Raw genomic sequence first — 14843 nt, 5'->3', positions numbered from 1 at the left:
GCAGGAAGATCGTGCGGGAAATACCTGGTGCCAGCCGCAAAGCCAGCACCAGCAAGGGATTCCGGCGATCAGTTCAGCGCATCCCGCCGGGCAGCATGCCCTTCATGCCGCGCATCATCTTCATCATGCCGCCACCCTTGAGCTTCTTCATCATCGATTGCATCTGCTCGAACTGCGACAGCATGCGATTGACTTCCTGCACCTGTACGCCGGCGCCGGCGGCGATGCGGCGCTTGCGGGTAGCCTTGATCAGTTCCGGCTTGGCGCGCTCCTGCGGGGTCATGGAATTGATGATGCCTTCCATGCGACGCACCTGTTTCTCGGCCTGGTCCATGTTGGCGTTGCCGGCTGCGGCCTGCATCTGCGCCGGCAGCTTGTCCAGCAGGCTGGTGAGTCCGCCCATCTTCTTCATCTGCGACAGCTGGGCCTTGAAGTCATTGAGGTCGAACTTGCCGCCGCCCTTGATCTTGTTGGCCAGGCCTTCGGCGGCTGCCATGTCCACGCCCTTGCGGGCTTCCTCGACCAGGGCCAGGATGTCGCCCATGCCCAGGATGCGGTTGGCCATGCGCGAGGGGTCGAAGGCTTCCAGACCGTCCAGCTTTTCGGCCACACCGGCAAACTTGATGGGCTTGCCGGTGATGTGACGCACCGACAGTGCCGCACCACCGCGGGAATCACCATCCAGCTTGGTGAGCACCACGCCGGTCAGTGGCAGGGCGTCGCTGAAGGCCTTGGCGGTGTTGATGGCGTCCTGGCCCAGCATGGCGTCGACCACGAACAGGGTCTCGATGGGCTTGATGGCGGCGTGCACGGCGCGGATTTCGTCCATCATGGCCTGGTCGATACCCAGACGGCCGGCGGTGTCGACGATCAGCACTTCGTGGTGATGCTTCTTGGCGTAGTCCAGCGCCGCCAGGGCGATATCGACCGGCTTGTCGGTCGCCTGGCTGGGGAAGAAGTCGGCGCCGGCCTGGCCGGTCACCGTCTGCAGCTGGCCGATGGCGGCCGGGCGATAGACGTCGGCCGATACCGTCAGCACCTTCTTCTTGGTGGTTTCGCGCAGGTATTTGGCCAGCTTGCCGACGGTGGTGGTTTTACCGGCACCCTGCAGGCCTGCCATCAGGATGATCGCCGGCGGCTGCGTGGCGAAGTTCAGTTGCGAGGCTTCCGGGCCCAGATCGGCGCCCATCAGGCTGGCCAGTTCTCGCTGTACCACGCCCACCAGGGCCTGGCCGGGAGTCAGCGAGCCGATGACTTCCTCGCCCAGGGCTTTTTCCTTGACCTTGGCGATGAATTCGCGCACCGCCGGCAGGGCCACGTCGGCCTCCAGCAGGGCCAGGCGCACTTCGCGCAGCATCTCGGCGGTATTGGATTCGGTCAGTCGCGCCTCGCCGCGCATGGTTTTGACGACTTTGGCGAGGCGTTGGGTCAGGTTGTCTAGCATGGTGATATCTGCAAATGAGTGGATGGCCGCGGGCCAGGACTTGAGCGGCAAGGTGGTGCCGCAGGCGACGGGCAATCCTGCATTTTAACCGAAGAGCCCTGCTGCGCCCGCGTCTGCAAGCCGGCCTGCAGGCCCAGATGGGGCTGCTACGTAAAATTAACAGCTTGTACAGGACGTCCTCTTTGTGTATACATGGGCGCTGAATTTCCGAGCGCAAATAATAATCAAGGCCAGCCGCCATGCAGCGGCGGCCAACGCCATCGAGACAGCCGGCCCGGCATCGCCGCCGCCGGCCCGCCGCATCAATAACGATACACACAAGAGGAGAGAGGAAATGCACAAGAAACTGATCGCCCTGGCCCTGCTGGCAAGCGCCGGCTTTGCGACCGCCAGCCATGCCGCAGACGAAGTGATCCGCCTGGGCAACCTGAAGTTCGCCCATTATGGTGCGGTGTCCTACATCAAGGAGATCGCGCCCAAGTGCGGCATCAAGGTCGATGAAAAGGTCTTTGCCAAGGGCCCCGACGTGATGCAGGGCATCCTGGCCGGCGAGCTCGACGTGGGTACCACTGCCTCGGAAGCTGCCATCTCGGGCCGCGCCAACGGCGCACCGATCTACGTGGTGGCCGGCTTCGCCAAGGGTGGCGCGCGCCTGGTGGCGGGCAAGGACTCGGGCATCAAGTCGGTCAAGGACCTGAAGGGCAAGAAGGTCGGTGTGACCCGCGGTGGCATCCATGAAGTGCTGCTGGATGCCGAGCTGGGCCAGAACGGCCTCACGCCCAAGGATGTGACCATCGTCTACCTGGCCTTCGCCGACCTCAACCAAGCCCTGCTTGGCAAGAACATCGACGCCATGATGCAGAGCGAACCGCAATCCTCGCAGGCCATCAACAAGGGTTTCGGCGTGGAAGTGATGAAGCCCTACGACACCCCGATCGGCGAACCCTACCGCACCATGGTGATGACCGAGAAGTTCTACACCGAGAAGCGCCCGCTGGCCGAGAAGTTCATGCGCTGCTTCCTGGAGGCGACCAAGACTTTCATCGACAAGCCGGAAGTGGCCGAGAAGTACGTGCGTGAAGTGATCTTCAAGAACCAGATCACCAAGGAAGACTTCTACGACGCCATCGGCAATTCTCCCTACGCCTACGACATCACTGTCGAGCACATCCAGGTCACGACCGACACCATGGCCAAGTACGGTACCGGCAAGATGGCCAAGCCGCCCGTGGCCAAGGATTGGGTGAAGACCGATCTGCTGGAGCAGGCCAAGAAGAGCATGAACCTCAAGTAAGAAGGGGGAATCCTGCATGGCAAAGAACAAGAATGGCAGCTTCCTCCAGGGGTTGCTGGTGCCGCTGGTGGTGATCGCCCTGTGGGAGGGGGCCTCCCGCGCCGGCTGGATCAACCCGCAGATCCTGCCCTCGCCCTGGGCGGTGCTCAAGAAGTGGGGCGAATACGCCTCGCCGCTGAAGCCCTATGACCCCGAGGCCGGCAGCTGGCTGGCCTGGGTGTTCTCGGGTGAACTGGTGATGGACGCCATCGGCAGTCTCTATCGCGTGGTGGCAGGCTTCCTGATCGGCGCCGGCCTGGCCTTGCCGCTGGGCCTGCTGATGGGGTCGAGCCAGCGCATCTATGGCCTCATGAACCTGACGGTCCAGGTGATCCGCCCGATTCCGCCGATTGCCTATATCCCGCTGGCCATCCTGTGGTTCGGGCTGGGTAATCCGCCGGCCTTGTTCCTGATCTCGCTGGGGGCCTTCTTCCCGGTGCTGATGAACACCATCGCCGGGGTGCGCCAGGTCGACAGCATCTACCTGCGTGCGGCCCGCAACCTGGGCGCCAGCCAGTCCACGCTGTTCCTGCGGGTGATGTTGCCGGCAGCCGTGCCCTACATCCTCTCGGGGGTGCGTATCGGTATCGGCACGGCCTTCATCGTGGTGATCGTGGCCGAGATGATCGCGGTCAGCAATGGCCTGGGTTTCCGCATCATGGAAGCGCGTGAGTATTTCTGGTCGGACAAGATCATCGCCGGCATGATCACCATCGGCCTGCTGGGCCTGGCCATCGACCTGGGCATGAGCCGCCTCAACAATTACATGCTGCGCTGGCATCGCGGGCTGGAGAACTGACATGAACCAAGCCAATTCTTCGCCCCGCATCCGCGTGCAGGGCGTGCACAAGGTCTTCAAGACCGATGACCGCGAAGTCGTCGCCTTGAAGGATATCAACCTGGACATTCCCGACGGCCAGTTCGTCTGCCTGCTGGGGCCGTCCGGCTGCGGCAAGTCCACCTTGCTCAATGCCATCGCCGGCTTCGCCCTGCCGTCCACCGGCGAAATCCTTACCGATGGCAAGGTGGTCAGCGAGCCGGGGCCGGATCGTGGCATGGTGTTTCAGGAATATGCGCTCTTCCCCTGGATGACGGTGGAGCAGAACGTCGCCTTTGGTCTGGAAATCAAGGGAACGCCCAAGGCCGAGATCGTCCAGCGCGTGACCCAGTTGCTGGACAAGCTGGGCCTGATCGACTTCCGCACCCGTTTCCCCAAGGATCTGTCGGGCGGGATGCGCCAGCGGGTGGCGATCGCCCGGGTGCTGGCGCTGGATTCGCCCATCATGCTCATGGATGAGCCCTTCGGTGCCCTGGATGCGTTGACCCGTCGCAACCTGCAGGACGAATTGCTGCGGATCTGGGACGAGTTCAAGAAGACCATCGTCTTCGTCACCCATAGCATCGAGGAAGCGATCTACCTGGCCGACCGCATCGTGGTCATGACCTACCGTCCCGGTACGGTCAAGCGTGACATGCTGGTGAACCTGCCGCGGCTGCGCGATCCGGCCGATCCCGACTTCAATGCCTTGAAGCGTGAACTGGGCCAGTTGGTGATGGAAGAGCAGCAGCGCCATCACAATGCCGAGATGAAGGCCGCGGCCGTCGACTGAGGGCCGAGGTACTCCTCCGGACACGGCAGGCGAGTCCTGCCGTGTCGCATTTGCGGGGACCCTCTGCACGGTTTGTCTGACCAGGCGCAACCGGGTCGTCGGCCGAGATAGTGTAAACTTGGGCGATGCAAACTTATTTTTTCATCCTGGCTGCGCTGCTGTACCTGGCATGCGCCTTCATGCCCTCGCAGCGGCGCATGCCGATCTCGCTGGGCATCGTGGTTGGCTGGATGCTGCATGGTGGGGCACTGCTGTCGGACATGTTCGCGCCCGACGCCGTGCGGGTGGGGTTTGCGGTCATGCTTTCTTCCACGCTGTGGATTTCGGTGGCCGCCTACTGGCTGGAAAATCGCAATTTCTCGCTCGACAGCATGCGCGTGCTGGTGCTGCCCGTGGCGGCACTGTCGGTGATCCTGCCCAGCGTCTTCCCCGGCAACCTGGTGGCGCTGGCCGGCAAGTCGGACTGGTTCCTGGCGCATATCGCCATCTCCATCCTGGCCTACAGCACGCTGACCATTGCTGCCTTCCATGCGGTGCTGATGGTATTGCAGGAGTCGCGCCTGCATACCCGTCCCGGGCCGACTGCCCAGGCCAGCTGGTTCGGCCTGGCGCTGGATCGGCTGCCGGCGCTGCTGACCATGGAAAAATTGCTGTTCCGCCTGATTGCCTTCGGTTTCGCGTTGTTGACGCTGACCGTGCTATCGGGCGTCGTCTTTTCCGAGCAGTTGTTCGGGACGCCATTCCGGTGGGACCACAAGACGGTCTTCACCATGCTGTCCTGGCTGCTGTTCGGCCTGCTCCTGGCCGGCCGTCGCTGGCAGGGATGGCGGGGGCGGACTGCGCTCAGCTTCACGCTGGCCGGCTTCGCCATCCTTTTATTGGCTTATGTGGGCAGCCGGTTCGTGCTTGAAGTCGTGCTGCATCGGGTACTGACATGAAATATCTGATCTGGCTGGTCGTGTTGCTGGCCGTGGTGGTGTGGTTCCAGCGCGCCAAGAAATCCATGCTGGCCGGCAATGACGCGGCCGGCGAGGGCGAGGCGGGTGCCGAACCCGGCATGCCGCGCCCCAAGCCCTCGCGTTTCCGGCGTCGTACCGACAGCAATGTCGAGACCATGGTCCAATGCGCCCATTGCGGCATCCATTTCCCCGCCTCGGAAGCCGTGGTGCATGCCTCGGGTGCCTATTACTGCTCGGAAGAGCATCGCCGCCTGGCCTCCTTCTGAGCCATGAGCGTACCCATCACCGAGGCCGATACCTGGAGTACCTGGGATATCGACGACGAGGGCTGGTGCCGACAAGCCCGCCGCGAGCCCTCGCCCAACTGCGATGAGCGGCCGGCGGGCGTGGTGACGGACCTGCTGGTGATCCACAACATCAGCCTGCCGCCCGGTCAGTTCGGTGGCCCTTATATAGCAGACCTGTTCTGCAACCGTCTCGACTTCGAAGCCCATCCCTATTTCGACCAGTTGCGGCCGCTGCGGGTCTCGGCGCATTTCCTGATCCGCCGCGACGGCGAGGTCGTGCAGTTCGTCCCCGCTCACCGTCGAGCCTGGCATGCCGGGGTGTCGGTCTTCGATGGCCGTGAGCGCTGCAATGACTTTTCCATCGGCATCGAGCTGGAAGGGACCGACTTCGCACCCTTTGCCGAGGCCCAGTATCCGGCCCTGGCGAAGCTGTCCCAGGCCCTGGCCACCCGCTATGCACTCACCTCTGTCGCCGGTCACGAACACATCGCGCCGGTGCGCAAGACCGATCCCGGTCCCTGTTTCGACTGGGACCGCTATCGGGAGGAAATGATGAAAATCATTAACGGGGCGCAATTGCGCTTCCCTCTTGGGCTACACAAAAGTCAAGCTTCCACGGACGAAAAATTCTAGAAATAGCGGTTGCATCATCAAAGTGGCGCCACTAGAATTAGTCCCAATCGATGTTTTGATACTAGATGTAGTGTTCTGGTGAACTTATTTTTGTACAAGGGTCTTCATCCACAGATGGCCCGTTTCGGCAGTGCTTCAGAAGGTGAAAGACCCACGAGGCAGTAACCAAGTACGACAACGCCCGCGGTTCATCCTTCTTTTATTTCCGTCGTTCCACTCATCAGGTTCAAGCAGTTTTTGCGTCAGCATGAATGTCCACGCAAGGGATAGTCATTGTGCGGCGCTTCCGTCGTTTTCCAATCCCTGCAGCCGGGATTGAATTGTTTAGTTATTAGCAACGCAGGCGATCACCCCGCTCGTCTGCTCCATGTATCCAGGAGGCTAAGTGCGCTCAACCCAAGAAATTTCCGTCAAATCGCCTGCCCCGTTTGGCGTGTCCGCCGAGCTGGAAGGCTCCGCTGAAGGCCAGACCGTCGTATCCCAGTCCGCTGGTCTGGGCGAATACCGCATCATCCGCCGCAACGGCGCCGTGGTCGGTTTCGAGCCCTCCAAGATTTCCATCGCCGTGACCAAGGCCTTCCTGGCCGTCAACGGTGGCCAGGGCGCGGCCTCGGCGCGCGTGCGCGAGATGGTCGAGCAACTGACCGCCAACGTGGTGTCGGCGCTGGTGCGTCGCCAGCCCGCCGGCGGCACTTTCCATATCGAAGACATCCAGGACCAGGTCGAGCTGGCCCTGATGCGCTCGGGCGAGCATGACGTGGCTCGCGCCTACGTGCTGTACCGTGCCAAGCGCATGGAAGAGCGCGCCCAGCAGGGTGCCGCCAACAAGACCGAAGTGGTCGCCCCGCAACTGCACGTGACCGAAGATGGCCAGAGCCGCCCGCTGGAGATCGCCGAAGTGCGCGCCCTGATCGACGCCGCCTGCGTCGGCCTGGACGGTCATGTCGATGCGGATGCCATCCTCGCCGAGACCGTCAAGAACCTGTACGACGGCGTGCCCGTCGAAGAGCTGTACAAGTCCGCCATCCTGGCTGCCCGCGCGCTGATGGAAAAGGACCCGGCCTACAGCCAGGTGACCTCGCGTCTGCTGATGCACACCATCCGCAAGGAAGTCTTCGGCAAGGAAGTGGCGCAAGCCGACGCACCGGCCGAGTACCTGGAATACTTCCCGCAATACGTCAAGAAGGGTATCGACGCTGAGCTGCTCGACACCAAGCTGGCCCAGTTCGACCTGGCCAAGCTGGCTGCTGCCATCAAGCCCGAGCGCGACCTGCAGTTCGGCTACATCGGCCTGCAGACCCTGTATGACCGCTACTTCCTGCACATCAGCGGTACCCGCATCGAAATGCCGCAGGCCTTCTACATGCGCGTGGCCATGGGCCTGGCGCTCAACGAGATCGATCGCGAAGCCCGCGCCATCGAGTTCTACGACCTGCTGTCGTCCTTCGACTTCATGAGCTCGACCCCGACCCTGTTCAACTCGGGCACCCTGCGCTCGCAGCTGTCCTCGTGCTACCTGACCACCGTGGCCGACGACCTGGACGGCATCTACGAAGCCATCAAGGAAAACGCCCTGCTGGCCAAGTTCGCCGGCGGCCTGGGCAATGACTGGACCCCGGTGCGCGCCCTGGGCGCCCACATCAAGGGCACCAACGGCAAGTCGCAAGGCGTGGTCCCCTTCCTGAAGGTGGTCAACGACACCGCCGTGGCGGTCAACCAGGGCGGCAAGCGCAAGGGTGCAGTCTGCGCCTACCTGGAAACCTGGCACATGGACATCGAGGAATTCCTCGAGCTGCGCAAGAACACCGGCGACGACCGCCGCCGCACCCACGACATGAACACCGCGAACTGGATTCCCGACCTGTTCATGAAGCGCGTGATGGAAAAGGGCGAGTGGACCCTGTTCTCGCCGTCCGACACCCCGGACCTGCACGACAAGTTCGGCCGTGCCTTCGAAGAAGCCTACACCGGCTATGAAGCCAAGGCCGCCCGCGGCGAGCTCAAGCTCTTCAAGAAGGTCCAGGCCAACGACCTGTGGCGCAAGATGCTGTCGATGCTCTTCGAGACCGGCCACCCCTGGATCACCTTCAAGGATCCCTGCAACATCCGTTCGCCCCAGCAACACGTGGGCGTGGTCCACAGCTCCAACCTGTGCACCGAGATCACCCTGAACACCAATGACAGCGAAATCGCGGTCTGCAACCTGGGTTCGGTGAACCTGCCGGCGCACCTGGTCAATGGCGAGCTGGACCATGCCAAGCTGCAAAAGACCATCCGCACCGCCATGCGCATGCTGGATAACGTCATCGACATCAACTACTACGCCGTCAAGAAGGCCCGTGACTCCAACCTGCGTCACCGTCCGGTGGGCATGGGCATCATGGGCTTCCAGGACTGCCTGCACATCAAGCGCGTGCCGTACGCCTCGATGGACGCCGTCGAGTTCGCCGACCGCTCCATGGAAGCTGTCTGCTACTACGCCTACATGGCCTCCACCGAACTGGCTGAAGAGCGCGGCCGTTACGCCTCCTACCGCGGTTCGCTGTGGGATCGCGGCATCCTGCCCCAGGACTCTCTGAAGCTGCTGGCGCAAGAGCGCGGCGGCTACCTGGAAACCGATACCACCGAGACCCTGGACTGGGCTGCCCTGCGTGCGCGCATCGCCGAACACGGCATGCGCAACTCCAACTGCGTGGCCATTGCGCCCACGGCGACCATCTCCAACATCATCGGCGTGTCGGCCTGCATCGAGCCGACCTACCAGAACCTGTATGTGAAGTCGAACCTGTCGGGCGAATTCACCGAAATCAACGAGTACCTGGTACGTGACCTGAAGGCCCGTGGCCTGTGGGACGAAGTGATGGTCGCCGACCTCAAGTATTTCGACGGCAGCCTGGCCAAGATCGACCGCATCCCGCAAGACCTGCGCGACATCTACGCCACCGCCTTCGAAGTGGACCCGTCCTGGCTGGTGGAAGCCGCCTCGCGTCGCCAGAAGTGGATCGACCAGGCCCAGTCGCTGAACATCTACATGGCCGGCGCCTCCGGCAAGCGTCTGGACGAGACCTACAAGCTGGCCTGGCTGCGCGGTCTGAAGACCACCTACTACCTGCGCACCATCGGTGCCACCCACACCGAGAAGTCCACTTCCCGTGCGGGTGCATTGAACGCCGTGGCAGTCGACGGCGGCGCCGGCAGCATGGCTTCGGCCTCGGGCAATGCGGTTCCGGCCGCACCCATCGCCTCGGCTGCCACCGCTTCGGCGGCCTACGTGATGCCGACCCCGGGCGCTTCCATCGAAGCCGATGGTCCGGTCTGCACCATGCGTCCGGGCGACGCCGGCTTCGAAGAGTGCGAGGCCTGCCAGTAAGCAACCCGGGTGGGGGCCGGGATGGCCTGCCGATGAGGATGATCAAGGTCGTCCGAGATGCCGGCAGCTACACTGTCCCCCAGCCCCACCCAACCTAGTCGGCGCATCGCGGTGAACTTCACCGGATGCGCCGTTGTCACCTGATAGATACCCGGAACTCCGCCGTGCCAGTGTCACCGGCCGGCAGCTCCCGACACAGTAAAGAGGAACCACAGATGCTTTCTTGGGATGATGAAGCCAAGCCGACCCAGGCGCCGCGCACTCCGAACATGGCACAGCCGCAGTTGCAACCTGCCTTCGGCAACGTGCAGCAGTCCAATGCTGCACTGAACCCGGCGCTCATGGCCGGCAAGGCCGACGCGGTCGATACCACCCGTCGCGTCAACGCTGCCGACAAGCGCATCATCAACGGCCACACCGACGTCAACCAGCTGGTCCCCTTCAAGTACAAGTGGGCCTGGGACAAATACCTGGCCGGCTGCGCCAACCACTGGATGCCGCAGGAAATCAACATGCAGCGCGACATCGAGCTGTGGAAGAATCCGAACGGCCTGACCGAGGACGAGCGTCGTCTGGTCAAGCGCAACCTGGGCTTCTTCGTCACCGCCGACTCGCTGGCCGCCAACAACATCGTGCTGGGCACCTATCGCCACATCACTGCACCCGAGTGCCGCCAGTACCTGCTGCGCCAGGCCTTCGAGGAAGCCATCCACACTCACGCCTACCAGTACATCGTCGAGTCGCTGGGCCTGGATGAAGCCGAGATCTTCAATGCCTATCACGAGGTCGCGTCGATCCGCGACAAGGACGAGTTCCTCATCCCCTTCATCGATACGCTGACCGATCCCGAGTTCAAGACCGGCACTATGGAGAATGACCAGAAGCTGCTGAAGTCGCTGATCGTCTTCGCCTGCATCATGGAAGGTCTGTTCTTCTACGTCGGCTTCACGCAGATCCTCGCGCTGGGTCGTCAGAACAAGATGATGGGCGCGGCCGAACAGTACCAGTACATCCTGCGTGACGAATCGATGCACTGCAACTTCGGCATCGACCTGATCAACACCGTGAAGATGGAGAACCCGCACCTGTGGACTCCTGAATTCCGCGAAGAGATCAAATCGTTGTTTTTACGCGCGGTGGAGTTGGAATATCGTTACGCAGAGGATACAATGCCGCGAGGCGTGCTCGGGTTGAACGCCACCATGTTCAAGGGCTACCTGCGATTCATCGCAAACCGCCGCGCACAGCAAATCGGATTGGACCCGCTGTTCGCACAAGAAGAAAATCCGTTCCCGTGGATGAGCGAGATGATTGATCTGAAGAAGGAGCGCAACTTCTTCGAGACCCGAGTCATCGAATACCAAACCGGGGGCGCGCTGAGTTGGGAATGACGTGCAGTCTCGAAGTACTCTTCCGCGAGACAGGATGCACAACGGTGGTCGGGTAGCTTGCAAGATACCCGGCCGCTGAAACTGAAAGGCATACGCCAAATTAATGAACAGTCAGAGACCGAACCATTCTTCTCTGTTATCGCCGCTTAACCCCATCGTGTCGGGTCAGGCGGCTTTTCCTTTGAAAAACGCCGAAGTTTTTCAGGAACGCGATTCCGACGCTAGCGTTTGAACACGCTGGCGTTTTTTTTGGTGTCGCGCCTGCTCCCGTAGTCGACTTCATCCTGCGCCATTGCGCGGGCACTACCGGAGGGGCGTCGCCAAGATAGCTGAAGCGCTGCATAGGTGAGGGGATGCAGCAGTTCAGCTGGTGCCGAATTCATTAGCGCAAGCGACAGGCTGCTTGTGCCGATGAATAACCCGCCCGCGTCATCGCGATGTCGCTTGCGGGTTGCTTATATCAAGCTTGATTTTTTCCATTCACGTGAAGAAGGAGAAACAAAATGGCAACAGCAGCAAAGAAGCCCGCGGCCAAGAAGCCGGCGGCAAAGAAGGCAGCAGCCGCTAAGGAAACCACCAAGAAGGTCGTCGCGGCTACTGCCAAGAAGACCGTAGCGAAGGCCGCCGCCAAGCCGGCCGCTGCCAAGAAGGCAGCCGCTCCGAAGGCAGCAGCGAAGAAGGTTGCAGCTCCGAAGGCAGCCGCCAAGAAGGTCGCCGCTCCGAAGGCAGCAGCCAAGAAGGTTGCAGCTCCGAAGGCAGCAGCCAAGAAGGTTGCAGCACCGAAGGCAGCCGCCAAGAAGGCAGCAGCACCGAAGGCAGCAGCCAAGAAGGTTGCAGCTCCGAAGGCAGCCGCCAAGAAGGTTGCAGCTCCAAAGGCAGCAGCCAAGAAGGTCGCAGCTCCGAAGGCTGCCGCCAAGAAGGTTGCAGCTCCGAAGGCAGCAGCCAAGAAGGCAGCAGCACCGAAGGCAGCCGCCAAGAAGGCAGCAGCACCGAAGGCAGCAGCCAAGAAGGTTGCAGCTCCGAAGGCAGCCGCCAAGAAGGTTGCAGCTCCAAAGGCAGCAGCCAAGAAGGTCGCAGCTCCGAAGGCTGCCGCCAAGAAGGTCGCCGCTCCGAAGGCAGCAGCCAAGAAGGTTGCAGCTCCGAAGGCAGCAGCGAAGAAGGTTGCAGCACCGAAGGCAGCCGCACCGAAGGCAGCCCCCAAGAAGGCCGCCGCTCCGAAGAAGGCAGCCGCCAAGCCGGCAGCTGCAGCACCGGCCGCCAAGACCGTGCTGAACCCGGCCGCCGCATGGCCGTTCCCGACCGGCGCTGGCCGTCCGTAAGATCGGCGCGCGTCCCGTCTGAGTCCTTCAGACGAAAAGCCGCTGTATGGCATGCCGCCATGCAGCGGTTTTTTTATACCCGCATTGCGGGCCGCAAGGCTCTGGCAATCACGAGGGATGGCACAATATATGAAGGATCGTGCATGCCCGCCTCTGCTCCCACCTCTGCTTCGGTGCATGGCGTGAGGATTGCACCGATGTCGCATGCACTCTAGTATGTGCCCTGCCTCTCACTGATGGAGAACCCTGTGCTGCATAGTATTTTCACGATGATCGTCAATGCCGTTGCCAGCATCCTGGCCGGTGTCATGCTGCTGCGTTTCTGGATGCAGGTCGTGCGCGTGCGTCCGCCGCAATCGGTGGGCCAGTTCGTCTACCAGCTCTCGGACTGGCTGGTACGCCCCCTGCGCCGGGTGCTGCCGGGCGGGACCTATGACTGGGCATCCCTGCTGGGCGCCTTCATCATCGTGCTGCTGTCCATCATCGCCATCCTCGGACTGCAGACCAATTTTGATTTCAAGCTCATCCTGCTCATCGCGCTGGAGCGCTTCTTCGAATGGATCTGCTATGGCTTCATGGCCACGCTGATCATCGAAGCCATCTTCAGCTGGGTCAATCCCTATGCGCCGTTGGCGCCCTTCGTGCGCGCGCTCAACGAACCACTGCTGCGCCCGCTGCGCCGTATCATCCCGCCACTGGGTGGCGTGGATCTGTCGCCGCTGGTGCTGCTGATCCTGCTGCAGATCGCCGTGCGGGTGGTCAGCGGCCTGTTGTTCGGGGCGGTCTGACGATCCTCGTTGATCATCGCTAGGACGAAAAAAGAGCCGGACGTGTCCGGCTCTTCTGTTTTGGAGCGCTGCGCCGGGCTATCGAAGACACGGCGGGCACGGTCATGCCCCGGTCAGCGTTTCTGCCGGTTCGCCCACTGCTGCAGTGCCTGCATCGTGTTTTCCACGTGCTTCTCCGGATTCATGTCGGTGTATTCGTAGAGGATGGCATGGTCGGGTGTGATCACGTAGGACGTGCGGCTGGCATAACCGGTCACCTTCATGAACTGCGCGTCATAGGCCTTCATGATCTTCTTGTCGACATCGGCCGCCACGGCGAATTTGCTGCGGCATTCGCTGACCGAGAACTTGTTGAGGGTCTCGATATCGTCACCGGACACGCCAATCACCGTCGCCCCCAATGTCTTGTAGCGATCCACTGCCTCGGCGAAGAGGTGGGCTTCGATGGTGCAACCCGAGGTGAAGGCCGCCGGGTAGAAATACAGCACCACCGGGCCCTTCTTGAGCGCGGCCGAGAGCGAGAAGGTCGAGACCTGTCCACCCAGCGAGGCCGGCGCCGAAAACTCGGGGGCCTTGTCGCCGGGTTTGAGTGCCGCCAGCGCCAGCGGTGAAGCCAGCGTTGCCGCCAGCAGCGCGCCGCCGGCAATCAGGCTTCGCAGGAAGAGACGTACCTGGCGCGGCGAGGATGAATGGTCTGGCATGATCGATCTCCTGGTCTGTCTTGCGAATGGCCTGTGCAGAGGCGACGTGCGTTCCGGTCTCAACCGAAGCGGTAACCGAAAGCCTTGTGGAAGCGCTCTTCGATCTCGGCACGCGTGGGTGCATGGTTCTGCGGACCTTGCGACGCGATCTTGATCGAACCCATCAGGCTGGCCAGGCGACCGGTGGTTTCCCAGTCATAGCCTTCGGTCAGACCGTACAGCATGCCGGCGCGGAAAGCGTCGCCACAGCCGGTGGGGTCGGCGATGCGGTCAGCCGGTACGCAGGGGATATCGAACTTCTGGCCAGCTACGAAGATTTCCGCGCCCAGTTCGCCGCGGGTGACCACCAGGGCCTTGGTCCGTTCGGCGATCTGCGTCAGCGTCAGCCCGGTACGGGCCGTCAGCAGCTCGGCTTCGTAGTCGTTCACGGCGACATAGGTGGCCAGGTCGATGAAGTTCTTCAGGTCATTGCCGTCGAACATGGGCATGCCCTGGCCCGGATCGAAGATCAGCGGGATGCCGAGTTCAGCCGCCTGCTGTGCGTGCTGCAGCATGCCGTCGCGACCATCCGGCGCCACGATGGCGAACTTGACCGGGCCGGCATCGGCGACCTTGTTCTCATGCGACCAGGTCATCGCGCCCGGGTGGAAAGCGGTGATCTGGTTGCTGTCGGCATCGGTGGTGATGAAGCATTGCGCGGTGAACGAGTCCTCGATCTGGCGCACGCAGCGGGTGGAGATATCCAGTGCCGCGAAGCGTTCCATATAGGGTGCGCTGTCCAGGCCGACGGTAGCCATTACGATGGGCTCGCCACCCAGCAGCTTCAGGTTGTAGGCGATGTTGCCGGCGCAACCGCCGAATTCGCGACGCATGGTCGGAACCAGGAAGGATACGTTGACCTTGTGCAACTGGTCGGCCAGCAGTGCTTCGGCAAAGCGGCCCTCGTATTGCATGATGTTGTCGTAAGCGAGAGAACCGCAGATGAGTGAGCTCATGGAGATGGCCGCC

13 protein-coding genes are annotated in these 14843 nt (G+C 62.1%); 10 read left to right on the top strand and 3 right to left on the bottom strand.

From position 1 onward, the window contains the following. Positions 1-73: 73 nt before the first annotated feature. Complete coding sequence (gene ffh / locus ACEOAC_RS23525; RefSeq protein ID WP_241812491.1) at positions 74-1444, bottom strand: signal recognition particle protein; 1371 nt, start codon at positions 1442-1444, stop codon at positions 74-76. Positions 1445-1778: 334 nt separating this feature from the next. Between ffh and ACEOAC_RS23520 the strand changes: the two genes are divergently transcribed. The 10 genes from ACEOAC_RS23520 to ACEOAC_RS23475 all read left to right on the top strand — a co-directional run bounded on the left by ACEOAC_RS23520 (position 1779) and on the right by ACEOAC_RS23475 (position 13134). Further along, positions 1779-2738, top strand: coding sequence for an ABC transporter substrate-binding protein (locus ACEOAC_RS23520; protein WP_413443699.1), 960 nt, complete (start codon positions 1779-1781; stop codon positions 2736-2738). 16 nt (positions 2739-2754) lie between these two features. Further along, positions 2755-3576 (top strand): ABC transporter permease, encoded by an 822-nt coding sequence (locus tag ACEOAC_RS23515; protein ID WP_006713230.1) that lies wholly within the window; start codon positions 2755-2757, stop codon positions 3574-3576. 1 nt (position 3577) lies between these two features. Then, positions 3578-4387 carry an ABC transporter ATP-binding protein gene (locus ACEOAC_RS23510; protein ID WP_077235778.1) on the top strand — a complete coding sequence of 270 codons (810 nt, stop codon included), beginning with the start codon at positions 3578-3580 and terminating at the stop codon, positions 4385-4387. 125 nt (positions 4388-4512) lie between these two features. Beyond that, entirely contained in the window at positions 4513-5325 is an 813-nt protein-coding gene (locus ACEOAC_RS23505; protein WP_006713233.1) for an inner membrane protein YpjD, read from the top strand. Continuing rightward, positions 5322-5612, top strand: a complete 291-nt coding sequence (locus ACEOAC_RS23500) for a PP0621 family protein (RefSeq protein WP_006713235.1) — start codon at positions 5322-5324, stop codon at positions 5610-5612. The genes ACEOAC_RS23505 and ACEOAC_RS23500 overlap by 4 nt, the downstream gene beginning before the upstream one ends. 3 nt (positions 5613-5615) lie before the next feature. Further along, positions 5616-6266, top strand: coding sequence for a 1,6-anhydro-N-acetylmuramyl-L-alanine amidase AmpD (gene ampD, locus ACEOAC_RS23495; protein ID WP_413443698.1), 651 nt, complete (start codon positions 5616-5618; stop codon positions 6264-6266). Between the two features lie 385 nt (positions 6267-6651). Further along, positions 6652-9636: a ribonucleoside-diphosphate reductase subunit alpha gene (locus ACEOAC_RS23490; protein WP_077235776.1), complete on the top strand. Its 2985-nt coding sequence runs from the start codon at positions 6652-6654 to the stop codon at positions 9634-9636. 215 nt (positions 9637-9851) lie between these two features. Then, complete coding sequence (locus ACEOAC_RS23485; RefSeq protein ID WP_006713240.1) at positions 9852-11027, top strand: ribonucleotide-diphosphate reductase subunit beta; 1176 nt, start codon at positions 9852-9854, stop codon at positions 11025-11027. A gap of 503 nt (positions 11028-11530) precedes the next feature. Then, positions 11531-12346: a histone H1-like repetitive region-containing protein gene (locus ACEOAC_RS23480; protein ID WP_413628608.1), complete on the top strand. Its 816-nt coding sequence runs from the start codon at positions 11531-11533 to the stop codon at positions 12344-12346. A 248-nt stretch (positions 12347-12594) separates the two neighbouring features. Next, positions 12595-13134 carry a YggT family protein gene (locus ACEOAC_RS23475; protein WP_006463601.1) on the top strand — a complete coding sequence of 180 codons (540 nt, stop codon included), beginning with the start codon at positions 12595-12597 and terminating at the stop codon, positions 13132-13134. A gap of 113 nt (positions 13135-13247) precedes the next feature. Here ACEOAC_RS23475 and ACEOAC_RS23470 read toward each other — a convergent pair whose 3' ends face one another. After that, positions 13248-13835, bottom strand: coding sequence for a peroxiredoxin (locus ACEOAC_RS23470; protein WP_413443696.1), 588 nt, complete (start codon positions 13833-13835; stop codon positions 13248-13250). A 59-nt stretch (positions 13836-13894) separates the two neighbouring features. Next, entirely contained in the window at positions 13895-14830 is a 936-nt protein-coding gene (locus tag ACEOAC_RS23465; RefSeq protein WP_077235773.1) for a carbohydrate kinase family protein, read from the bottom strand. Positions 14831-14843: the final 13 nt, after the last annotated feature.

Source organism: Herbaspirillum frisingense (genome assembly GCF_047325095.1).
GTDB classification, from domain to species: Bacteria; Pseudomonadota; Gammaproteobacteria; order Burkholderiales; family Burkholderiaceae_D; genus Herbaspirillum; species Herbaspirillum frisingense.
This window is presented reverse-complemented; position numbering and strand designations above follow the sequence as displayed.

Coding starts and splice junctions, on each gene's coding strand:
- ACEOAC_RS23500 (WP_006713235.1), top strand. CDS start 5,322: ATGAAATATCTGATCTGGCTGGTCGTGTTGCTGGCCGTGGTGGTGTGG.
- ampD (WP_413443698.1), top strand. CDS start 5,616: ATGAGCGTACCCATCACCGAGGCCGATACCTGGAGTACCTGGGATATC.
- ACEOAC_RS23510 (WP_077235778.1), top strand. CDS start 3,578: ATGAACCAAGCCAATTCTTCGCCCCGCATCCGCGTGCAGGGCGTGCAC.
- ACEOAC_RS23505 (WP_006713233.1), top strand. CDS start 4,513: ATGCAAACTTATTTTTTCATCCTGGCTGCGCTGCTGTACCTGGCATGC.
- ACEOAC_RS23515 (WP_006713230.1), top strand. CDS start 2,755: ATGGCAAAGAACAAGAATGGCAGCTTCCTCCAGGGGTTGCTGGTGCCG.
- ACEOAC_RS23485 (WP_006713240.1), top strand. CDS start 9,852: ATGCTTTCTTGGGATGATGAAGCCAAGCCGACCCAGGCGCCGCGCACT.
- ACEOAC_RS23465 (WP_077235773.1), bottom strand. CDS start 14,830: ATGAGCTCACTCATCTGCGGTTCTCTCGCTTACGACAACATCATGCAA.
- ACEOAC_RS23520 (WP_413443699.1), top strand. CDS start 1,779: ATGCACAAGAAACTGATCGCCCTGGCCCTGCTGGCAAGCGCCGGCTTT.
- ACEOAC_RS23480 (WP_413628608.1), top strand. CDS start 11,531: ATGGCAACAGCAGCAAAGAAGCCCGCGGCCAAGAAGCCGGCGGCAAAG.
- ffh (WP_241812491.1), bottom strand. CDS start 1,444: ATGCTAGACAACCTGACCCAACGCCTCGCCAAAGTCGTCAAAACCATG.
- ACEOAC_RS23470 (WP_413443696.1), bottom strand. CDS start 13,835: ATGCCAGACCATTCATCCTCGCCGCGCCAGGTACGTCTCTTCCTGCGA.